This window comes from Enterobacter sp. ECC-019 (assembly GCF_043974075.1).
GTDB lineage: Bacteria > Pseudomonadota > Gammaproteobacteria > Enterobacterales > Enterobacteriaceae > Enterobacter > Enterobacter asburiae_D.
Map to the genome: position 1 here is coordinate 3,893,260 of NZ_CP143759.1, position 21,736 is coordinate 3,914,995.

General features: G+C 55.7%; 18 protein-coding genes. 10 read left to right on the forward strand and 8 right to left on the reverse strand.

Annotated elements, in window-relative coordinates; all coding sequences use genetic code 11:
* Positions 1–107 precede the first annotated feature (107 nt).
* Positions 108–935 carry an S-formylglutathione hydrolase gene (fghA, locus tag V1566_RS18450; protein ID WP_395304260.1) on the forward strand — a complete coding sequence of 276 codons (828 nt, stop codon included), beginning with the start codon at positions 108–110 and terminating at the stop codon, positions 933–935.
* A gap of 103 nt (positions 936–1,038) precedes the next feature.
* On the opposite strand, the gene cirA is transcribed toward fghA, so the two are convergent.
* From cirA to yieE, 3 genes are all read right to left on the reverse strand, one after another.
* A complete protein-coding gene (gene cirA / locus V1566_RS18455) occupies positions 1,039–3,009 on the reverse strand; it encodes a catecholate siderophore receptor CirA (protein ID WP_395304261.1) in 1,971 nt (656 codons plus the stop codon).
* A gap of 224 nt (positions 3,010–3,233) precedes the next feature.
* Positions 3,234–4,703, reverse strand: a complete 1,470-nt coding sequence (locus tag V1566_RS18460) for an amino acid permease (protein WP_395304262.1) — start codon at positions 4,701–4,703, stop codon at positions 3,234–3,236.
* Positions 4,704–4,883: 180 nt separating this feature from the next.
* Positions 4,884–5,750 carry a DNA-binding transcriptional regulator YeiE gene (gene yieE / locus V1566_RS18465; protein WP_395304263.1) on the reverse strand — a complete coding sequence of 289 codons (867 nt, stop codon included), beginning with the start codon at positions 5,748–5,750 and terminating at the stop codon, positions 4,884–4,886.
* 97 nt (positions 5,751–5,847) lie between these two features.
* On the opposite strand from yieE, the gene V1566_RS18470 reads away from it, so the two are divergent.
* Together V1566_RS18470 and nfo are read left to right on the forward strand one after the other, a co-directional pair.
* A complete protein-coding gene (locus V1566_RS18470) occupies positions 5,848–6,894 on the forward strand; it encodes a YeiH family protein (protein ID WP_395304264.1) in 1,047 nt (348 codons plus the stop codon).
* Positions 6,895–6,958: 64 nt separating this feature from the next.
* Positions 6,959–7,816, forward strand: coding sequence for a deoxyribonuclease IV (gene nfo, locus V1566_RS18475; protein ID WP_024908173.1), 858 nt, complete (start codon positions 6,959–6,961; stop codon positions 7,814–7,816).
* A 47-nt stretch (positions 7,817–7,863) separates the two neighbouring features.
* Here the strand turns inward: nfo and fruA are convergent, their stop codons facing one another.
* Genes fruA through fruB form a run of 3 tightly spaced genes read right to left on the reverse strand, consistent with a single transcriptional unit; the run spans position 7,864 to position 11,628 of the window.
* Positions 7,864–9,543, reverse strand: a complete 1,680-nt coding sequence (gene fruA / locus V1566_RS18480) for a PTS fructose transporter subunit IIBC (protein ID WP_395304265.1) — start codon at positions 9,541–9,543, stop codon at positions 7,864–7,866.
* A gap of 16 nt (positions 9,544–9,559) precedes the next feature.
* Positions 9,560–10,498 (reverse strand): 1-phosphofructokinase, encoded by a 939-nt coding sequence (gene fruK / locus V1566_RS18485; RefSeq protein WP_395304266.1) that lies wholly within the window; start codon positions 10,496–10,498, stop codon positions 9,560–9,562.
* Positions 10,498–11,628 carry a fused PTS fructose transporter subunit IIA/HPr protein gene (fruB, locus tag V1566_RS18490; RefSeq protein WP_368525147.1) on the reverse strand — a complete coding sequence of 377 codons (1,131 nt, stop codon included), beginning with the start codon at positions 11,626–11,628 and terminating at the stop codon, positions 10,498–10,500. Before fruB ends, fruK begins: the two co-directional genes overlap by 1 nt.
* Before the next feature lie 361 nt (positions 11,629–11,989).
* Between fruB and setB the strand changes: the two genes are divergently transcribed.
* On the forward strand, positions 11,990–13,171 hold the full coding sequence (setB, locus tag V1566_RS18495) for a sugar efflux transporter SetB (RefSeq protein ID WP_395304267.1): 1,182 nt from the start codon (positions 11,990–11,992) through the stop codon (positions 13,169–13,171).
* Here the strand turns inward: setB and V1566_RS18500 are convergent.
* Complete coding sequence (locus tag V1566_RS18500) at positions 13,168–13,422, reverse strand: YkgJ family cysteine cluster protein (protein WP_063143815.1); 255 nt, start codon at positions 13,420–13,422, stop codon at positions 13,168–13,170. The two genes, setB and V1566_RS18500, sit on opposite strands and share 4 nt — an antisense overlap.
* 164 nt (positions 13,423–13,586) lie before the next feature.
* Between V1566_RS18500 and yeiP the strand changes: the two genes are divergently transcribed.
* The gene (gene yeiP / locus V1566_RS18505) at positions 13,587–14,159 is read left to right on the forward strand and encodes an elongation factor P-like protein YeiP (RefSeq protein ID WP_008500940.1); all 573 of its coding nucleotides are present in this window, start codon (positions 13,587–13,589) and stop codon (positions 14,157–14,159) included.
* 117 nt (positions 14,160–14,276) lie between these two features.
* Here the strand turns inward: yeiP and uxuA are convergent, their stop codons facing one another.
* On the reverse strand, positions 14,277–15,467 hold the full coding sequence (uxuA, locus tag V1566_RS18510; RefSeq protein ID WP_395304268.1) for a mannonate dehydratase: 1,191 nt from the start codon (positions 15,465–15,467) through the stop codon (positions 14,277–14,279).
* Positions 15,468–15,672: 205 nt separating this feature from the next.
* Here uxuA and V1566_RS18515 point away from each other — a divergent pair, with 205 nt between their 5' ends.
* The 5 genes from V1566_RS18515 to V1566_RS18535 all read left to right on the forward strand — a co-directional run bounded on the left by V1566_RS18515 (position 15,673) and on the right by V1566_RS18535 (position 21,666).
* Positions 15,673–17,139: a mannitol dehydrogenase family protein gene (locus V1566_RS18515; protein WP_395304269.1), complete on the forward strand. Its 1,467-nt coding sequence runs from the start codon at positions 15,673–15,675 to the stop codon at positions 17,137–17,139.
* Positions 17,140–17,263: 124 nt separating this feature from the next.
* The gene (locus V1566_RS18520) at positions 17,264–18,250 is read left to right on the forward strand and encodes a CobW family GTP-binding protein (RefSeq protein ID WP_395304270.1); all 987 of its coding nucleotides are present in this window, start codon (positions 17,264–17,266) and stop codon (positions 18,248–18,250) included.
* A gap of 33 nt (positions 18,251–18,283) precedes the next feature.
* Positions 18,284–18,997 (forward strand): phosphatase PAP2 family protein, encoded by a 714-nt coding sequence (locus tag V1566_RS18525; RefSeq protein ID WP_395304271.1) that lies wholly within the window; start codon positions 18,284–18,286, stop codon positions 18,995–18,997.
* Between the two features lie 415 nt (positions 18,998–19,412).
* Positions 19,413–19,982: a bifunctional murein DD-endopeptidase/murein LD-carboxypeptidase gene (mepS, locus tag V1566_RS18530; RefSeq protein ID WP_008500946.1), complete on the forward strand. Its 570-nt coding sequence runs from the start codon at positions 19,413–19,415 to the stop codon at positions 19,980–19,982.
* A gap of 127 nt (positions 19,983–20,109) precedes the next feature.
* Complete coding sequence (locus tag V1566_RS18535; RefSeq protein ID WP_395304272.1) at positions 20,110–21,666, forward strand: cyclic di-GMP phosphodiesterase; 1,557 nt, start codon at positions 20,110–20,112, stop codon at positions 21,664–21,666.
* Positions 21,667–21,736 lie beyond the last annotated feature (70 nt).

The window sequence follows — 21,736 nt, forward strand, 5'->3', positions numbered from 1 at the left end:
TATGATGCAGCATCTCGCCGCCTGGCGAAAGTGAAAGTTACTCACAGGTCAATGAAAAGGCTGTATTATGGTTTTTATGAATACGCATTCTCATTAAGGAGCCCTGCATGGAACTGCTCGAAGAGCACCGTTGTTTTGAAGGTCGACAGCAGCGCTGGCGGCATGACTCCACCGTCCTGAACTGTGCGATGACGTTCAGCATTTTCCTGCCGCCGACGGAAAATCCGCCGGTTCTGTTCTGGCTTTCAGGCCTGACCTGCAACGACGAAAACTTCACCACCAAAGCGGGCGCGCAGCGACTTGCCGCCGAGCTGGGCATTGCGCTGGTGATGCCAGACACCAGCCCGCGTGGCGATGATGTGGCCGACGATGCAGGATACGACCTGGGCAAAGGCGCCGGGTTTTATCTGAATGCAACCGAGCAGCCCTGGGCGCGCCACTACCGCATGTATGATTACATTCGCGACGAGCTGCCCGCGCTGATTCAGTCCGGGTTTGCGGTAAGCGACCGCTGCGCCATCAGCGGACACTCCATGGGTGGACACGGGGCGCTAATCATGGCGCTAAAAAATCCGGGAAAATACGTCAGCGTGTCGGCATTTGCGCCAATTGTGAACCCTACGCAGGTGCCGTGGGGGCAGAAAGCCTTCACACACTATCTGGGTGAGGATGCGGAAAAATGGCAGGCATGGGACAGCTGCGCGCTGATGCTGGCCAGCAGCTCGGCAAATGCGATCCCGATGCTTATCGATCAGGGCGATGCGGATCAGTTCCTCGCCGGACAGCTGCAGCCTGCGGTGTTTGCCGAAGCCGCGCGCCAGAAGGACTGGCCGCTGACGCTGCGCATTCAGCCGGGATACGACCACAGCTATTACTTTATCGGGTCCTTTATTGAGGATCATCTCCGCTTCCATGCGGAGCATTTGTTTGGGTAAGTGCGGCCTGTTTTGCCCGGTGGCGCTTCGCTTACCGGGCCTACGGGACTGTGCCCTTATGTAGGCCGGGTAAGGCGCAGCCGCCACCCGGCACATGGCTGGATCAGAACTTATAATCCACACCGACAAAGTAGCGACGGCCATCTTCCGTGTAGCTGTAATCGTCACGGCTCAGATCTTTATCCAGCAGGTTCTGCACGCCCGCGCGCAGCTTCACGCTTTTCGTAGCCTGCCACGCGGCGCCGGTATTCCAGATAACATAGCCACCCGGCGTTGGGTCGCTGCTGGTCAGCGCGCGTTTCTCACCGGTGTAGTTGCCCTGAACGTAGAACGACCAGTCCTGCGTTGCCTTCCAGTCAACGGTACCGTTGGCGGTATGGAACGGCAGATCGGACAGCGGCTTGTTGCCGCCGTTGCTGATATCACGACCGTCGTTGTAGGTGTAGTTCAGGGTCACCTTCCAGTCTTCGGCAACCGGGAACTTAACCTCGGTTTCCACACCGCGGATGCGCGCCTTGTTAACGTTGTAGTAGCGGAAAATCGGTTCACCGTCCGCATTCAGGCCAACGTAGTTAGGGTAGCCCTGGGCCTGTTTTGCGTTGGCCGTACGGCTGATGCTGATGCGGTCATCCACATTATTCTGAAAGGTGGTGACGCTGGCCTGCACGCCCTCTAACCAGCCCTCTTCACCGCTGTAGTAGAGACCAAATTCGAAGCTCTCGCTGGTTTCCGGTTTCAGATCGGGGTTACCGACAATCTCACAGGCTCCGCGACAGGAGCCGGTAACCCAGTCCGGACTCAGCTGCAGCAGCGACGGCGCTTTAAACGCGGTGGCCCAGCCCCCTTTCACCGTTACGGTATCGGTCGCGTTATAGACCAGATAGGCTCGCGGACTCCAGTGATCGCCGTAGGTATCATGGTCGTCCATACGGATACCGGTGGTCAGTGCCAGAGGTTCAAAGAGACGCCACTCATCTTCAAGGAACAGAGCATACTGGCTTGTTGACGTACTGCTGCTGGAACCGCCCGTCAGGTTGACCGGATCTTTCAGCTTATCGTGACGCCATTCGCCGCCGAAGGTCAGTAGCTGGTTGATTCCGCCCAGCGGCAGCACGTATTTTCCGTCCACCGCGTTGCTCTCGGAGGTGATCGGATTGCTGTTGCCCGGGTTTTTGTTATCCACCTTTTCGCCGTAAACCTTCAGCTCGCTGTTGCCGACGCCCCATCGACCGTTGTGGCTGAGAGAGTAGTTCTGACGCTCAAGGCGGTTTTTGTCGAGGGAATCCGAGTCGCGATCCTGACGGTCGAAACCGTAGCCCGCCGTAAAGTCGTGATTTTCAGACGGTGTCCAGGCGAACTCCACATTCGCATCGCGGCTGGTAAAGCCTTCAATGCGCGGCGTTTCACCGCTCGCCGTGGTAGAGGATTTCTGCTGACCGTCTTTCTCACGCTTCGCGAGGCTACCGTAGGCTTTCAGCCCCAGCAGGCCGTCCACCAGCGGACCGCTGGTATAGAACTGGCCGTTGTACGTGTCTCCACGGTCGCGGTGTTCCTGAACCGTGGAATCGGCACTCAGGGTGCCCGTCCATTTCTGGCCGATTTTTTTAGTGATAATGTTCACCACGCCGCCCAGCGCATCGGAACCGTACAGAGAAGACATCGGCCCGCGCACCACTTCGATGCGTTCGATGGCGTCAACCGGCACCCAGTTGAGGTCGAAATCATTATGGCGGAATACCGCGTTACGCGAGTTAACGCGCTTGCCGTCGATCAGGATCAGCGTATAGCTGCTGTCCAGTCCACGAATACTTACCCCTTTACGGTTGTCCCCTTCGCTCGTGAGCTGAACGCCCGGCACCTCCCGTAATACATCTTTCAGATTCTGAACGGGTTTGCGCTGCAAATCTTCCTGGGTAATCACGCTGATGCTTGCCGGTGCGTCTTTCAGGTTTTGCTCGGTCGCGGAGGCCGTTACAACCATTGTGTCGCCGGATTCCGCTGCGATAACAGGCAGGGCCAGGGACATTGCGGACGCACAAAGTCCTCCCCTGACGAAGGGATTCAACCTAAACATTCCATATCTCCATGAGGTAAATACAACTAAATCAAATCATCATTGCTCACAGCGTCTTCCTTGCCGCCCACATCTGCGGTGGGTCGGTAATACGCTTATTTTTGATAACGATAAAGCAAACGATAATTATTATCAATTAAATTGTTAAGAAATATATCTTTGTTTCAGCGTGCGGGGATAAAAAAACCCGCTCAAATGAGCGGGTTAAAAGAGAGGAAGTGCGGTTATTGTTTAAATCGTTCCGGGAATTCCATTTCACTGTAGCGAACGAATTTTGTTCCTTTCGTCAGCTTGTAGCCAAACCAGATGACGAGGAACAGCGGAATACCAATGTAGGTCGCCGTGACGGCACCCCAGTCAATGGTCTCCGCCAGGAACGCTTCATAGTTCTGTCCAAGCGTAATGATCAGGCACAGAATGAAGGCGAAAATGGGACCCAGCGGGAAGAAGCCGGAGCGATACGGCAGCGAGTTAATATCGTGACCCTGCTTGACGAAGCCGCGGCGGAAACGATAGTGGCTAATGGCAATCCCCAGCCAGGCAATAAAGCCCGTCATCCCGGACGTGTTAAGCAGCCACAGGTACACCGTCTGGTTGCCAAACATGGAGGTCAGGAAGCACAGACCGGCAATCACCGTGGTGGCGTACAGCGCGTTACGCGGAACGCCGCCACGGGACAGCTTCGCGAAGATACGCGGGGCTTTACCGTCGCATGCCAGCGTGTAGAGCATACGGGTGGACGCGTACATCCCTGAGTTACCGGCTGACAGTACAGCGGTCAGGATAACGGCGTTCATCACTGCCGCGGCTGAAAGCAGGCCGGCATGCTGGAAGACCAGCGTGAACGGACTGACGCTAATGTCTTTTACGTCATTACGCAGCAGGCTCGGATCGGTGTACGGGATGATCAGGCTGATAATCAGGATAGCGAACACATAGAACAGCAGGATACGCCAGAAGACCTGACGGACCGCACGCGGAATATTTTTCTCCGGGTTCTCTGACTCACCGGCGGCGATACCAATCAGCTCTGTCCCCTGGAAGGAGAAGCCGACAATCATCGCCACGCCAATCATCGCTGACAGTCCACCGGCAAACGGCGCATCGCCTATCGTCCAGTTACTCCAGCCCACAGGTTCTGCACCTTTGAAAATACCAACGATCATCGCCACACCGACGACGATAAAGATGATGACGGTTGCCACTTTGATCAAAGAGAACCAGTATTCCGCTTCGCCGAAACCGCGCACGGAGATGTAGTTCAGCAGGAAGATGACGGCCAGGAACAGGGCGCTCCAGATCCAGCCCGGGGTATCCGGGAACCACCAGTTCATCACCAGCTGTGCGGCGACAAGGTCAACGGCGATAGTGACCGCCCAGTTGTACCAGTAGTTCCAGCCCAGCGCGAAGCCAAAGCCTTCTTCAACGTATTTTTGACCGTAGGTCGAGAACGAACCGGATACCGGCATATACGCGGCCAGTTCGCCGAGACTGGTCATCAGGAAGTACACCATCAGGCCAATCAGGATATAAGAGAAGAGTGCCCCACCCGGGCCTGCTGCCGAAATCGTTGCGCCAGAGGCAACGAAAAGACCTGTACCGATTGAGCCGCCAATGGCGATCATCGTCAGGTGACGCGCCTTGAGTTCACGACGTAGCGTGGGCGCTTCTGTGGTTTTAATTTCTGAAACCATATGAAAATGCTGTCCATTTAATAAATGAGGCGCGATTGTAGCAGACGATCCGCATTCCTTCCGGCAGAAATACTCAGTTATAAGAGAGCTTCATGACTCGGCCAGGATTATAAGTAAAGCATAAAAATGTGGGGTGACAGGCGCGCGTAGCCCCGGCAAGCGAAGCGCCGCCGGGGAAGGTTAAATGGCGCAGTAGCGCAGAAAACGCTGCAGAGAGCTGGAAAGGTGTTTCTGGCGGTGATGAATGCACCATAGCGTACGCACCAGCTTCGGCAATGGAACCGGGATTTCAACCAGCGACCCCGTCTCAAGCTGTTCGGCAATGACCCGCCGGGAAAGACAGCTGATCCCCAGGCCATGACGCACCGCGTGCTTGATGGCCTCAGAGTTCCCCAGCTCCATCCCTAACTGGAATTGCGGCAGATGGGAAAGCAGCAGGTAATCGACAATTTCACGCGTGCCGGAGCCCTGTTCTCGCAGGATCCACTGCGCCTGCGCCAGGCGTTCCAGCGTTACTTCCCCCTGCAGTAAAGACGAGGCCGGGGACGCAAACACCACCAGCTCATCTTCCAGCCAGGGCTCGGCAATGATATCGACATTATGGCAAGGCCCTTCGATGAGGCCGATATCCACGCGGAAATCGATCACCGCGTTGATAACGTCCTGGCTATTGCCCACGCTCATCTCCAGCGGCAGGGTGGGAAAATCCCGGCGGTAGCGGGCAATCACTTCCGGCAGGATGTAGTTCCCAATGGTGCTGCTGGCGTAGACGCGGATCGCGCCGTTGTCCTCGCGGAACAGCTGTTCGATTTCGATAGCCTGCTCCAGCAGCGCCAGCGCGCGTGGATAAAGAAGACGACCGTGCTCGTTGACCACCAGACGCTTCCCTACCCTGTCGAACAACTGCACGCCCAGCTGTCCTTCAAGATCGGTCAACGCCGCGCTGACCGCAGACTGCGAGAGCGCCAGCATTTGTGACGCCTGGGTCGTCGAGCCGCTTTTCAGCACCTCGGCAAACACTTCCAGCTGACGCAATGTAATGTGCATGGTTGCTTACCACTTATATAGATTGATTATAAGTATATAATCAATTTTATTTTTAAGCCAGGGCGCCGTAACCTTTAGCCAGACAAAGGAGAAGGTTATGTCAGAAATCACCTTACAACATCATCGTACAGTGTGGCACTTCGTGCCGGGCCTCGCGCTTAGCGCAGCAGTGACCGCCGTAGCATTATGGGGCGGCAGCATCCCGGCTATCGCAGGCGCGGGTTTTAGCGCGTTGACGCTGGCCATTTTGCTGGGCATGGTCGTGGGAAATACCGTTTACCCACATATCTGGAAAACCTGCGACGGCGGCGTGATCTTTGCCAAACAGCACCTGCTGCGTCTCGGGATCATCCTTTACGGCTTCCGTCTCACCTTTTCGCAGATTGCGGACGTGGGTGTCAGCGGAATTGCCATCGACGTCCTGACCCTGACCAGCACCTTTTTGCTGGCCTGCTTTATCGGCCAGAAAGTCTTTGGCCTGGATAAGCAAACCAGCTGGCTGATCGGTGCCGGGAGCAGTATCTGTGGGGCCGCGGCGGTGCTGGCAACAGAGCCCGTCGTTAAAGCCGAAGCCAGCAAGGTGACGGTGGCGGTGGCGACGGTGGTGATCTTCGGTACGCTGGCGATCTTCCTCTACCCGGCTATGTATCCGCTGGTTGCCCACTGGTTTAGCCCGGAAACCTACGGCATCTATATCGGTTCGACCATGCACGAAGTGGCCCAGGTGGTGGCGGCAGGACATGCCATTAACCCGGAAACTGAAAATGCGGCGGTGATTGCCAAAATGCTGCGCGTGATGATGCTGGCACCCTTCCTGATTTTCCTTGCGGCGCGGGTTAAGCAGCTGGCACTAGCTGGCGGCAGCGAGAAAAGCAAAATCACCATTCCGTGGTTTGCGATCCTGTTTATCGTGGTGGCGATTTTCAACTCCTTCCACCTGCTGCCGAAAGCGGTGGTGGATATGCTGGTGACCCTGGATACCGTGCTGCTGGCAATGGCCATGGCGGCTCTGGGGGTCACCACACACGTCAGCGCGCTGAAAAAAGCCGGTGCCAAACCGCTGCTGATGGCGCTGGTGCTCTTCATCTGGCTGATTGTCGGCGGCGGTGCCATTAACCTCGCGGTGCACAGCCTGATGGCATAAACCATCTCGTCCTTCTCCTGCTAACCCGCTATCATAAGCGTTTCGGGTTAGCAGGAGTTTTTTTATGAAATATGTTGGAGCGCACGTCAGCGCTGCAGGTGGCCTTGCGAATGCCGCCATTCGCGCCGCCGAAATCGAGGCGACCGCTTTCGCCCTGTTCACCAAAAACCAGCGCCAGTGGCGCGCCGCAGCGCTCACCGCTGAGGTGATTGATGATTTCAAGGCCGCCTGTGAGAAGTACCACTACGGACCAGGCCAAATCCTTCCCCACGACAGCTACCTGATCAACCTCGGTCACCCGGTTGAAGAGGCGCTGGAAAAATCACGCGAGGCGTTTCTTGATGAAGTACAGCGCTGCGAACAGCTGGGGCTGACGCTGCTGAACTTCCATCCGGGTAGCCATCTGATGCAAATCGATGAAGATGCCTGCCTGGCGCGCATTGCCGAGTCCATCAACATCACGCTGGACAAGACCAAAGGCGTCACCGCGGTGATTGAGAATACCGCCGGTCAGGGCAGCAACCTCGGCTTCAGGTTCGAACATCTGGCGGCGATTATCGACGGCGTGGAGGATAAATCCCGCGTTGGCGTGTGCATTGATACCTGCCACGCGTTTGCCGCCGGTTATGACCTGCGCACCACCGAGGCAACGAAAAACACGTTTGATGAGTTCGAGCGCATTGTGGGCTTTAAGTACCTGCGCGGCATGCACCTGAACGATGCGAAAAGCGCTTTTGGCAGCCGCGTTGACCGTCACCACAGCCTGGGCGAAGGCAACATTGGCCACGATGCGTTCCGTTTCATTATGCAGGATGCCCGCTTCGACGGTATTCCGATGGTGCTGGAAACCATTAATCCGGACATCTGGGCAGAAGAGATTGCCTGGCTGAAGGCACAGCAAACCGCTGAACAGGCGGCATAAAAAAAGCCGGGTGCGTAATGCGACCCGGCTTTTTTGTTGTTTATCGCTTACGCTGCTTTTGCCACAACTTCCGCTTCCGGACGTTTCAGCACCGCGTAAGAGAGACCCGCCACCAGCGTACCGGCAACGATGGCCAGCAGATAGCCCAGGACCGGGGTGATGGCGCCAGGGATCAGCAGCACGAACAGACCGCCGTGTGGTGCCATCAGCTTCGCGCCAATCGCCATGGAGATTGCACCCGTTACCGCACCACCCGCGATACAGCACGGCAGAACGCGCATTGGGTCACGAGCTGCGAACGGAATCGCGCCTTCGGTAATGAAGCACAAGCCCAGAACCAGCGCCGCTTTGCCGCCTTCCTGCTGTGCTTTATCGAACTTACGACGGGCAATAATCGTCGCCAGGCCGAGCGCCAGAGGAGGCACCATGCCTGCCGCCATGATGGCTGCCATTGGTGCGTAGGTCTGGGTACTCAGCAGGCCAACACCAAAGGCGTACGCCGCTTTGTTCACCGGACCACCCATGTCGGTACACATCATGCCACCGAGGATTGCACCCAGCAGAACCGCGTTCGCGGTACCCATGGTTTGCAGCCAGTGGGTCAGACCCGCCAGGATGCCCGCAACCGGCTTACCAATCAGGTAAATCATCGCCAGACCGACCACCAGGCTGGAAATCAGCGGGATGATCAGAATCGGCTTCAGCGCTTCCATACTCTGCGGCAGCTTGAGCTTCGAGCTGATGAGCTTCGCGACGTAACCGGCCAGGAAGCCCGCGATAATACCGCCGATAAAGCCAGAACCGGTGCTCACGGCCAGCATACCGCCGATAAGACCCGGCGTCAGGCCAGGACGGTCAGCGATGGAGAAGGCAATAAAGCCGGCCAGAACGGGGACCATCAGTGCGAACGCGGATCCGCCGCCAATCTGCATTAACGCAGCGGCCAGCGTGCCTTGCTCTTTAAACGCGGTAATACCAAATGCGAACGAGAGGGCAATACACAGACCGCCCGCAACCACCATCGGCAGCATGTAAGACACACCGGTCAACAGATGGCGATATGCGCCTGCAGACTCTTTCTTACCTTCCGTCGCGGTTTGACGCGCGCCGGTTGCCTGATACGGCTTCGCTTCCACCAGCGCTTTATCAAACTCCTGCGCGGTCTTTTTCAGCGCCAGGCCGGTAGACGTACGGTACATTGGCTTACCGGCAAATTTCGCCAGGTCCACTTCGATATCCGCCGCCACGATCACCAGATCGGCCTCAGCCACTTCTTCTGGGGTAATAGCGTTGCCGGCACCGACGGAGCCACGCGTTTCAACTTTTACCCACCAGCCGCGTTTTTTCGCTTCGGTTTCAATGGCTTCAGCTGCCATAAAGGTGTGAGCCACGCCCGTCGGGCAGGCCGTCACCGCAACAATGCGTTTCGGACCCGCAGCCGGTGCCGTCGCGACAGGCGCGCTGTAGACAGACGCGTGACCTTTCGCTTCGCTCAGGAACAGTTCCGGGTGTGCCACCGCGCGATTAATATCGCCCAGCCACACTTTTTTGCCGTTCAGCGCACTGTCAGCCGGGATTTTGTCGCCCAGTACAATGGCCAGTTCTGCATCGCCTGGATTATCGATAATGTCCAGATGTGCTTTTTGTGCCGCCGCGCCCAGCAAGGTCTTCGCCATATAGGCGCGGGCCTGTCCGAGACCGGAGTCAATGATCAGCAGCGTTTTCATTATTCCTCTCCTGCTGTTAGTTAAAAGGTTTTAAGTCAACGCGCGCCATCATCGCGGCTAACTGGGTACGATCGGTAATGCCGACATTGCTCTGGCTTACGGCCAGGGCAGCAACGGCGGTGGCAAGACGTAAAGTATGTTCACTGGATTCACGCATCAGCAGGCCGTAAATCAGGCCGCCAACCATGGAATCCCCTGCGCCAACGGTGCTCACAACTTCCATTGACGGCGGTTTGGCGATCCATTCGCCAGACGCGTTAACCCACAGCGCGCCTTCTGCACCAAGAGAGATCACCACGTGAGCGATACCCTGCTCGCGCAGCGCATGGGCAGCGTCAATCACATCTTTTAATTCTGGCAGCTTACGACCCGCCCAGATCTCCAGCTCGCGGCGATTCGGCTTCACCAGCCACGGCGAGGCTTTCAGACCGGCAACCAGCGCGTCGCGGCTGCTGTCAAAAATAATGCACGGGCACTGGCTGCGCAGGCGCGTCATCCAGTCGGTAAACGCTTCCGGGCTGACGCCGGACGGCAGGCTGCCGCTGACGCAGACCATGTCGAACTGACCGAGCCAGGTCAGAGAGTCGTTAACAAAACGCTCCCAGTCTGACGGCGTCACTTCGAAGCCAGAGAAGTTCAGATCGGTCACTTCACCGTCTTTCTCCGTCAGCTTAACGTTGATGCGGGTACGGCCCTGAACAATCTGAAAACGGTTGGCAATACCCAGCTCGCTGAACAGCAGCTGGAAACCATCCTGGTTATCTTTACCGAGGAATCCGCCCACGGTGACATCGATACCGAGATCCTTGAGCACTTTCGCGACGTTAATCCCTTTACCCGCAGCATGCAGGCCAGTGGTACGCACGAGGTTGACTTCGCCGCGCTCAATTTCCGGGCAAAATCCTACCAGGTCATAAGCCGGGTTCAGCGTAATAGTCGCAACACGTCTGCTCATTATGCGCCCTCCCCCAGACCTGCCGCGATGGCATCGCCAATCGCTTTCAGCGCCTGTTCAGCATCGGCACCCTGCGCGGTGAAACGCAGACGGTGGCCTTTCTTCACGCCCAGCGCGACAACTTTCATCAGACTACGGCCATTGGCCGGTTTACCCGTGCCATCAAGATTCGCCACGGTGATCTCACTCTCGAATTGTTTAATGGTATTCACCAGCATGGTGCCCGGACGGGCATGCAGGCCGTGCTCGTTACGTACCACGAACTCAGCGGTCTGCACATCTTCAGTTGGCGCATCATCACTGGTCAGCAGTGCCAGCACGGTGGAGGCATCAGCGTTCAGCAGTTTTTCAGCTTTGTTGTTCAGCAGCAGATCGCCCAGACGCTTCAGCACGGAAACCGGCTGTTCATCGTTCATCGCCACGGTCACCAGCATGGCCGCGCGCTCGCCTTCCACGTCAAACGCATTTGCCGCGCGGCTCACGGCGATAGCGCTGCGCAGGTTGCCTTCAGCACTGTCGTTCAGCCAGATACCCTGACCCAGATTCAACGGCTTATCGTTAATTACGCGCGTCACAAACGTGGCATCCGCCGCGCCGGCTTCTTTCAGACGACCCGCGTTCAGCGCCTGTAGCGTCACCAGATCGGAGGCAGCCACATCCAGCGTCAGCGTTTCATTATCCAGTTTCAGCGCTTCGCTCTGTTTTTCGCCCATCAGCAGGGCGCGCAGCTCTTCAGCTGTGGTGGCGGATTTAAGCTGTTCAGCCACATCGTCATCGCTCAGGACATGCGTCAGCTGACGCAGCAGGCCTAAATGTTCGTCGCTGCTGGCCGCGATACCAATAGCCACGTAGGCCACCTGACCGTCGCCCCAGAGCACGCCCTGCGGGAACTGATAAACCTGAACGCCGGTTTTCAACACCTGATCGCGGGTGTCGGTTGTGCCGTGCGGAATGGCAATGCCATTGCCGAGGAAGGTTGAGGTCTGCTGCTCGCGGGCCAGCATGCCGTTGACATAGCCGTCCGCGACGTTACCCGCCTGCACGAGCGCAGCGGCAACCTGGCGAATAGCCTCTTCTTTATCCCCGGCCTGAGCGCCCGGGTGGATATCCTGAACAGATAACTGGAACATGGTTCTCCACTCCTGCTGAACTTGAATCGTTTCAGCTTTAATGAGAAAAAATGCGCTAGCCTGCTCCGTTTGTTAAAACAAGATAGCGCTGAAACGTTTCAAAAAGTCTTGCGCTTTCTGCAATGCCTTGCAAGTAAACTCGTATTTCCGATCTCAGAATTTAGAGATACAGCACATTTCTTCTTCGTTCAGCTGAATTTTGCTGAAGTTCAGCAAGACAGTTTCAGCTAAGGTCAGCTGAGTAAGATGTAAGTTGAAATGCCATTTTGATTTTTCGTGGCATCATTGACCGCACCCACTGTTTATTTTTCAGCTGACGGCGTAAACTCCGGCCCTCTCTGCTACTCGCTAATTATAAAACATGCATAACACCCCTGCGGCCGTCTCGCCGAAGCCCTTTGATTTGACCTCCGCGGCATTCCTGGTTGTTGCCTTCTTTACGGGCATTGCCGGTGCGTTACAGACGCCGACATTGAGCTTATTCCTGACAAATGAGGTTCACGTCCGTCCAGCGATGGTGGGCTTCTTTTTTACCGGAAGCGCCATCATCGGCATCCTGGTCAGCCAGTTTCTGGCGGGACGATCCGACAGAAAAGGCGATCGTAAAAGCCTCATCGTTTTCTGCTGTCTGCTGGGGGTCATGGCCTGCGTTCTGTTTGCCTGGAACCGCAACTATTTCATTCTGCTCTTCGTCGGGGTATTCCTGAGCAGCTTTGGCTCAACGGCGAACCCACAGCTGTTCGCCCTTGCTCGCGAGCACGCGGACCATACCGGACGTGAAGCGGTGATGTTCAGCTCTGTCCTGCGTGCTCAGGTGTCGCTGGCATGGGTGATTGGCCCGCCGCTGGCTTACGCGCTGGCGATGGGTTTTGGCTTTACGGTGATGTACCTGAGCGCGGCCGTCGCGTTTGTGGTGTGCGGCGCGCTGGTGTGGTTCTTCCTGCCGTCAATGCGCAAAGAGCCGAAAGTGGCAACGGGTGTACTGGAAGCGCCGCGCCGCAACCGCCGCGATGCCCTGCTCCTGTTTGTTGTCTGCACGCTGATGTGGGGCACCAACAGCCTGTATATCATCAATATGCCGCTGTTTATTGTTGATGAACTGCACCTGTCGGAGAAGCTGGCGGGCATTATGATGGGCACCGCAGCCGGGCTTGAGATCCCAACGATGCTTATCGCGGGATATTACGCAAAGCGCTTCGGAAAGCGTTTTTTAATGCGCATTGCCGCCATCGCCGGTCTGCTGTTCTATATTGGTATGCTGACGGTACATACGCCGGGGCTGTTGCTGGCTTTACAGCTGCTGAACGCCATCTATATTGGCATTCTCGCCGGGATAGGCATGCTCTATTTCCAGGATCTGATGCCAGGTCAGGCAGGCTCTGCCACCACCCTTTATACTAATACCACCCGCGTGGGCTGGATTATCGCGGGCTCAATGGCCGGCGTCGTTGCCGAAATCTGGAACTATCACACGGTGTTCTGGATTGCGCTGGTGATGTGTACGCTGACGATCGGCTGCCTGGCGAGGATTAAAGACGTTTAAGGCGCGGTGAGGGCTTCCAGCTCAAGAAGGTACGTCATCGCCTGCCCTCGCGTGCTGCCACACATTTCGGCAGCGGGCTGAAGCCCGGAGCAGACTTTCGGGCGCAGCGGCGAGCCAAAGATCATGCACAGATTCGTTTCCGAGAGCTGGACGCAGCGGGTATTGGCAGGCTTGCCCTCCGGCATTCCTGGAATGGGGCTTGAAATGGACGGTGCAGTACAGCACGCGCCACAATCGGGACGGCAATCCATAAATGCTCTCTTTCGCTGACGATCGCCCGCGCAATCGGGCATCGCGCGCACAGTAACACCTTTTGCGTATTGATAGCAAAAGCCACGAATTCCTCTTGCCTGAAAGGCCGCGCGCGAGTAATTTGGCGCGATATTTTTTACCTCCCGTAAACAGGATTACTGCAATGCCAAGAGCGAACGAAATTAAGAAAGGTATGGTGCTGAATTACAACGGCAAACTGCTGATTGTGAAAGATATCGACATTCAGGCCCCGAGCGCCCGTGGTGCAGCAACGCTGTACAAAATGCGTTTCGCCGATGTGCGTACCGGTCTGAAGGTGGAAGAGCGCTTTAAAGGTGACGATATCGTCGATACCGTGACCCTGACCCGTCGCTATGTTGATTTCTCCTACATCGACGGCAACGAATACGTGTTCATGGACAAAGAAGATTACACCCCGTACATCTTCACCAAAGATCAGATTGAAGAAGAGCTGCTGTTCATCCCTGAAGGCGGCATGCCTGACATGCAGGTCCTGACCTGGGACGGCGTGCTGCTGGCGCTGGAGCTGCCTCAGACCGTCGATCTGGAAATCGTTGAAACCGCACCAGGTATTAAAGGCGCATCCGCAAGTGCCCGTAACAAACCGGCTACCCTGACGACCGGCCTGGTTGTGCAGGTACCGGAATACCTCTCCGCTGGAGAGAAAATCCGTATCCATATCGAAGAAAAACGCTATATGGGTCGCGCTGACTGATTGCGGCGTTTGTCGGGTGGCGCTACGCTTACCCGACCTACGAAAAAACCGGCCCTGAAGCCGGTTTTTGTGTTTTTGTAGGCCGGGTAAGGCGAAGCCGCCACCCGGCAATTCCGGTTACAGAAGCTCCGGATACTTCGTCATCTTCAGCGCCAGCTCAACGCCGCGCACCTCCGCCATCCCTTTAAGGCGACCAATCGCCGAATAGCCCGGGTTGGTTTTCTTACGCAGATCGTCTAGCATTTGGTGACCGTGATCCGGACGGAACGGAATAGGACGCACATCGCCCGCCTGCTTACGACGCGCCTCTTCAGCCAGAATGGCGTCTACCACCGCCACCATATTCACATCGCCGCCCAGGTGCGCCGCCTCGTGGAAGGTTTTTGGATTCTCTTCGCGGCAGGTCGCCCGCAGGTGCGTGAAGTGGATACGATCGCCGAAGGTTTCAATCATCCGCACCAGGTCGTTATCCGCACGCACGCCGTATGAGCCGGTACACATGGTAAAGCCGTTATAGATGCTGTTTACCGTCTCTTTCAGCCACTGCATATCTTCAAGGGTGGAAACAATACGCGGCAGGCCGAGGATAGGACGCGGTGGATCGTCCGGATGCACGGCGAGGCGTACCCCTACCTCTTCAGCAACCGGTACAATCGCGCGCAGGAAGTACGCCATGTTTTCACGCAACTGGTGCTTATCAATATCGCCGTATTCCGCCAGACGCGCGCGGAACTGATCCAGGGTATACCCCTCTTCAGCCCCCGGCAGGCCCGCGATGATATTACGGGTCAGCTTTTCGATGTCTGCGTCACTGGCGGCGTTAAACCACGCAAGCGCCTGCTGGTGCTCTTCCGCGGTGTAATCCGCTTCGGCACCGGGGCGTTTCAGAATGTGCAGTTCGAATGCCGCAAAGGCGATCTGATCGAAACGCAGCGCTTTCGAGCCGTCCGGCATCTGGTATTCAAGGTCGGTACGCGTCCAGTCGAGGATGGGCATAAAGTTATAGCAGACCGTATCAATGCCGCAGGCTGCCAGGTTGCGAATGCTCTGCTGATAGTTAGCAATCCAGGTCTGGTACTCCCCTGAATGGGTTTTGATGTCTTCGTGAACCGGGATGCTTTCCACCACAGACCAGGTTAACCCCTTCTCCGCCAGCAGCGCCTGACGCTGTTGAATTTCCTCTACCGGCCATACCTGACCGTTTGGAATATGATGCAGCGCCGTGACGACACCCGTTGCGCCAGCCTGGCGCACGTCATCAAGAGAAACCGGATCGTTCGGCCCGTACCAACGCCAGGTTTGTTCCATTGCCTCACCCTCTTAAGTTGTTATACCAATATGTGTTACTGCAATGACGACTACCATACATGTTTGCCGCTGAGGGTCAACATACCACCACACATTGATTGATCAAACTCACAAAACGGGGATATTTACGGCTCACCAATTTTATTTGCTGTCATATAACTTTACACTGGCATTGTTAATTAATGGTTAATCAGGTGTGTATCTCATGAAGACAATTGCCTCCACCGCCCTTCCTGCCCAGGTTCAGCAACCTCGCTACGATCGCGCGCAATTACGCTCCCGCATCGTCCATTTTGGCTTTGGCGCGTTCCACCGTGCGCACCAGGCATTGTTAACAAATCGGGTGCTGAATGAAAAAGGCGGCGACTGGGGTATTTGTGAGATTAGCCTCTTCAGCGGCGACGTGCTGATGAGCCAGCTGCGCGCGCAGGATCACCTGTTCACCGTGCTGGAGAAAGGTGCAGAAGGCAATGAGGCGATTATCGTCGGCGCCGTTCATGAATGCCTGAACGCAAAGCTGGACTCCCTGCCCGCCATTATTGAGAAATTTTGCGAGCCTCAGGTCGCTATTGTGTCGCTTACCATTACGGAGAAAGGCTACTGCATCGATCCTGCCACCGGAAAACTCGATCTGCAAAACGCCCGGATAATCCACGATCTTGAGAACCCCTCAACGCCGCATTCCGCTCCCGGGATCCTGGTCGAAGCCCTTCACCGCCGCCGCGAGCGCGGCTTGCCTGCGTTTACCGTGCTTTCCTGCGACAATATCCCTGATAACGGGCACGTGGTGAAAAACGCGGTGCTGGGCATGGCGCAAAAGCGTTCCGCGGCGCTGTCTGAATGGATAGATAGCCACGTGAGCTTCCCCGGAACGATGGTCGACAGAATTGTTCCCGCCGCGACGGACGCCTCACTGGCGGAAATCACCGACGCGCTCGGCGTTGAAGATCCGTGCGCCATCAGCTGTGAGCCGTTTATTCAGTGGGTGGTGGAAGATAATTTTGTCGCCGGCCGTCCGGAGTGGGAGGTCGCGGGCGTTCAGATGGTGCAGGATGTTCTGCCCTGGGAGCAGATGAAATTGCGCATGCTCAACGGCAGCCACTCTTTCCTGGCGTATCTGGGATACCTCGCGGGCTACGCCCATATTAATGAATGCATGGAGGACGCTGCGTTCCGCGAAGCCGCCCGTCGGCTGATGCTGGACGAGCAGGCACCCACCTTACGCATTAAGGATGTCGACCTCACCGCCTACGCCGATAGCCTGCTGGAGCGCTTTGCCAACCCGGCACTTCAGCATCGGACCTGGCAAATAGCGATGGACGGTAGCCAGAAACTTCCGCAAAGAATGCTGGACGGGATCCGCGTTCATCTTGAGCGAAAAACACCGTGGTCGCTGCTGGCCCTCGGCGTGGCCGGCTGGATACGCTACGTCAGCGGTACCGACGACCGCGGCAACGCGATTGATGTTCGCGATCCCCTCAGCGATAAAATTCGCACGATGGTCAATGCCAGCAGCGACGCCGACCGCGTTAACGCCCTGCTGGGGCTGAGCGAGGTCTTTGGTCACGATCTCGCGCAAAACAGCGTGTTTGTGGAGGCAGTCAATCAGGCATACCAGCGCATCACCCGCCACGGCGCGCGTCAGGCTGTTATCGAAACGTTAAATATTTAACGATTATTGCGCTTAACGCGACCGGATGAGGCCTCCGTTCGCCCTTCCCCTTCTCACCGGTCACGTTTTTCGCCAGGATAGAGAGAATAGTGTTATAGCATCACCATTCTCATCTGGAGCGCACGTGACCAAAACCAATCTCATCACCGGTTTTCTCGGCAGCGGTAAAACCACCTCAATTCTCCACCTGCTGGCAAATAAAGATCCGGCCGAGAAATGGGCCGTGCTGGTCAATGAATTTGGCGAGGTGGGCATTGACGGCGCGTTGCTGTCATCCAGCGGCGCGATGATTAAAGAGATCCCCGGCGGATGCATGTGCTGCGTCAATGGCCTGCCGATGCAGGTCGGGCTCAATACTCTGCTGCGTCAGGGCAAACCTGACCGCCTGCTGATTGAACCCACCGGGCTGGGTCACCCGAAGCAGATCCTCGATTTACTGACCGCCCCGGTTTACGAGCCGTGGATCGATCTGCGCGCCACTCTGTGCCTGCTCGATCCGCGTCAGCTTCTGGATGACAAGGCGGTGGCCAATGAGAACTTCCGCGATCAGCTCGCCTCGGCTGACGTTATTGTCGCGAATAAAGCAGATCGCGCCACGGCTGAAAGCCAGGCCGCGCTGGACACCTGGTGGCAACAATTCGGCGGCAATCGCACGCGGGTGCAGGCCACCCAGGGGAATATTGATAGCGCCCTGCTTGACCTGCCTCGTCTGAACCTTACCGCGTTGCCCGCCAGCGCGGAGCATGCGCACAGTCACCCGGTTAAGCAGGGTCTGGCAGCCCTGAGTCTGCCGGAGCACCAGCGCTGGCGTCGTAACCTGAACAGCGGTCAGGGATATCAGGCCTGCGGATGGATTTTTGATGCTGAAACCGTTTTCGACACCATCGGGATCCTGGAGTGGGCCCGACTTGCGCCCGTCGATCGCGTGAAAGGGATCATGCGCACGCCGGACGGGCTGGTGCGGATCAACCGTCAGGGCGAGGATTTCTTTATTGAAACGCAAAATGTGGCGCCGCCTGACAGCCGAATAGAGTTAATTAGTGCGGTTAACGCCGACTGGAATGCCCTCCAGTCCAGCCTGTTGAGGATTCGTTTAAGTTCGGGCGGCTAACGTTGCCCCAGTTTTCACTCTATGCAGAACGTTATGACAACTCGATTTCCCTTGATATTACTGCTTAATGTCGCCGGTCTGGCGCTTTTCTTCTCCTGGTATATCCCGGCGGATCATGGTTTCTGGTTCCCGCTGGATTCTGCCATTTTTCACTTCTTCAACCAGGAGCTGGTGAAGAGCAACGCGTTCCTGTGGCTGGTGGCAATTACCAACAACCGCGCCTTCGACGGCTTCTCCCTGCTGGCCATGGGCTGCCTGATGCTTTCTTTCTGGCTGAAAGAGGATAAAGCCGGGCGTCGGCGTATTCTCATTATCGGTCTGGTGATGCTGCTGTTTGCCGTTGTCATTAACCAGCTGGCAACCGCGATTATTCCGGTTAAGCGTTCAAGCCCAACGCTCTTCTTCACCGATATTTACCGCGTCAGCGAACTGCTGCATATTCCAACAAAAGATGCGTCGAAGGACAGTTTCCCCGGCGATCACGGCATGATGCTGCTTATTTTTTCCGCAATTATGCTTCGCTATTTCGGCAAAAAAGCCTTTTCTATAGCCCTGATTATTTTTGTGGTTTTTGCCTTCCCGCGCGTAATGATTGGCGCTCACTGGTTCACCGATATTGCCGTCGGTTCGCTCTCCGTGGTGCTGATTGCGCTGCCGTGGTGTTTAATGACCCCACTGAGCGACAGGATAATAGCGCTGTTCGATCGCTATCTTCCCGGTAAAGCGCAACAACAATTAAACAAATAACTAACTTAAATTAACATGAGTTATCAGGGATCGACATGATCCCTGATAGCGTTCTCGCTGCGATCTTTCCCCTCTGTCATATTCTCGTCATCATATTCATGATAAAAATGAAGCAATTGCATACTGGCGCGGCGGATCCGTCGCTATTTTGAGCAATTCTATGTTTTTACTTTCCGTATCACATTTTCTTATAAAAAAAAGGCTTTTTTTACTCGCAATACCCCTGGCAATCGGTTAATCTCGAACTCGTTTTGCCCCATAGAGATAATTATTTCGTTGGTGAATAATTTTGTGCGCTGTGCCACAAATGTGACCAGAAAGAATTGTCTCAATGTGAACAGATAATTAGTCTCGTCACGTTTGGCATTTTTATAACGATATTTGTCGTTAAGGACTTCAAGGGATAATAAACAAAATGGTCAAATCTCAACCGTTTCTGAGATATATCTTACGGGGGATCCCGGCGATAGCAGTCGCGGTACTGTTGTCTGCATGTAGTACATCGAATACCGCAAAGAATATGCATCCTGAGACGCGTGTTGTGGGAATGGAAGATTCCTCGTCACTGCAAGCCTCTCAGGATGAATTTGAAAATATGGTACGTAATCTGGACGTGAAGTCCCGTATTATGGACCAGTATGCTGACTGGAAAGGCGTGCGCTATCGCCTTGGCGGCAGCACAAAAACAGGTATTGATTGTTCCGGTTTTGTACAGCGTACGTTCCGTGAGCAATTTGGGTTAGATCTTCCGCGTTCAACCTATGAACAGCAGGAGATGGGCAAGTCGATTTCACGTACCAAACTGCGCACCGGTGATTTAGTCCTGTTCCGCGCCGGTTCTACAGGTCGACATGTTGGCATCTACATTGGTAATGACCAGTTTGTACATGCCTCCACCAGCAGCGGTGTAACCATTTCCAGCATGAATGAACCATACTGGAAGAAGCGCTACAACGAAGCACGCCGCGTACTGACCCGCAGTTAATATGACTATTGTATCGTTGGTTATCCCTTGGCTAACGATATGATGAAAAAAAGCACTGCTTCGGCAGTGTTTTTTTTTGCCCGTTACACTGAATACATCCAGCGGCATTTCAGGAATCACGACGTCTATGTTTACCCGCTACTTCTCCAGCAATCGCAAGATATTAATCCTCAGCATTATCACAGGCCTGATCGCCGCCCTGCTCCTGGGTTCGTTGCAATTTCTCTGGAGCTACCACAAGCGGGAAGTCAAATTCGACACCCTGATCCGCGACGTGAGCATCTATATGGAGAGCTATTTCGATGAGTTAAAAAACGCTGTCGACACCCTCCAGCCGCTCACGTTAAACAGCTGCCACGACGTCAATCAGGAACTCACCTCGCGCGCGGCCTTTAGCATTAACGTTCGCGCATTCCTGCTGGTCAGAGACAAAATGGCGTTCTGCTCTTCTGCCACGGGTCCGATGAATTTCCCGATGGAGGAATTGATACCCGAGCTGCACATCGATAAGCAGATTGATATGGCATTGCTTCCAGGCACCCCGATGTTGCCCAATAAGCCTGCGATTGCCATCTGGTACCGTAACCCCTTAGTGAAGGACGGCGGCGTGTTCACCTCGGTGAATATCAATCTGACGCCTTACCTGCTCTATACCGCGCGCCAGGATGAATTCACGGGCATCGCCATCATCATTGGCGATCATGCGCTGTCAACGCGGTCCAGCACGCTGGTCAACGCGAGCGATCTACATGAAATCCCGGTCCGTACCGCGACGCTGAAAGGCATCCCCCTGACCATAAACCTGTATGCGGACGCATGGACCAGCGATGAAATTCTCTACGCCCTGTTCTTCGGGCTGGTATGCGGCATTTGTGCCGGATCGCTCAACTACTATATCCTCAGCATTCGGCTCAATCCGGGTAAAGAGATTTTAAGCGCCATTAAGCGCGGCCAGTTTTACGTGGTCTATCAGCCCGTCGTCGATGCCAAATCGCTCAAAATGACCGGGCTTGAAGTGCTGATGCGCTGGAAGCACCCGACAATGGGGGAAATTCCCCCGGACGCCTTTATCAACTTTGCCGAAGCGCAGAAGCTGATTGTCCCGCTGACGCTGCATCTCTTTGACCTTATCATTCACGATGCACCCGTGTTACAAACGCTGTTACCCCCGGGTGCCAAGGTGGGCATTAACATTGCGCCGGGGCATCTGCATGCGGAAAGCTTCAAAGACGATATGCGCACCTTCAAAGCGTTGCTGCCGCCGGATTACTTCCAGATCGTGCTGGAAATTACCGAGCGCGACATGCTGAATCATCGGGAAGCCAACAGCCTTTTCGAATGGCTGCATAACGAAGGGTTTGAGATAGCCATTGATGATTTTGGCACCGGCCACAGCGCGCTGATTTATCTTGAGCATTTCACCATGGACTACCTCAAAATCGACCGTGGGTTTGTTAATGCGATAGGGACTGAGACGGTGACGTCACCGGTACTGGATGCCGTGCTGACGCTGGCAAGACGGCTGAGTATGCTGACCGTCGCCGAAGGGGTGGAAACGCCGGAACAGGCCGCCTGGCTACGCGAACACGGCGTTAACTACCTGCAGGGATACTGGATTAGCCGCCCGATGCCGCTGGCGCAGTTCCGCGAATGGCGGCCTGATATTGCGCCCGAGGGCGATTAATTTCACATTGCCCGTGACGTCACTTATTATTCAGCTTAACCGAGCCGGTCTGTAAAAGAGGGAGCCGCCG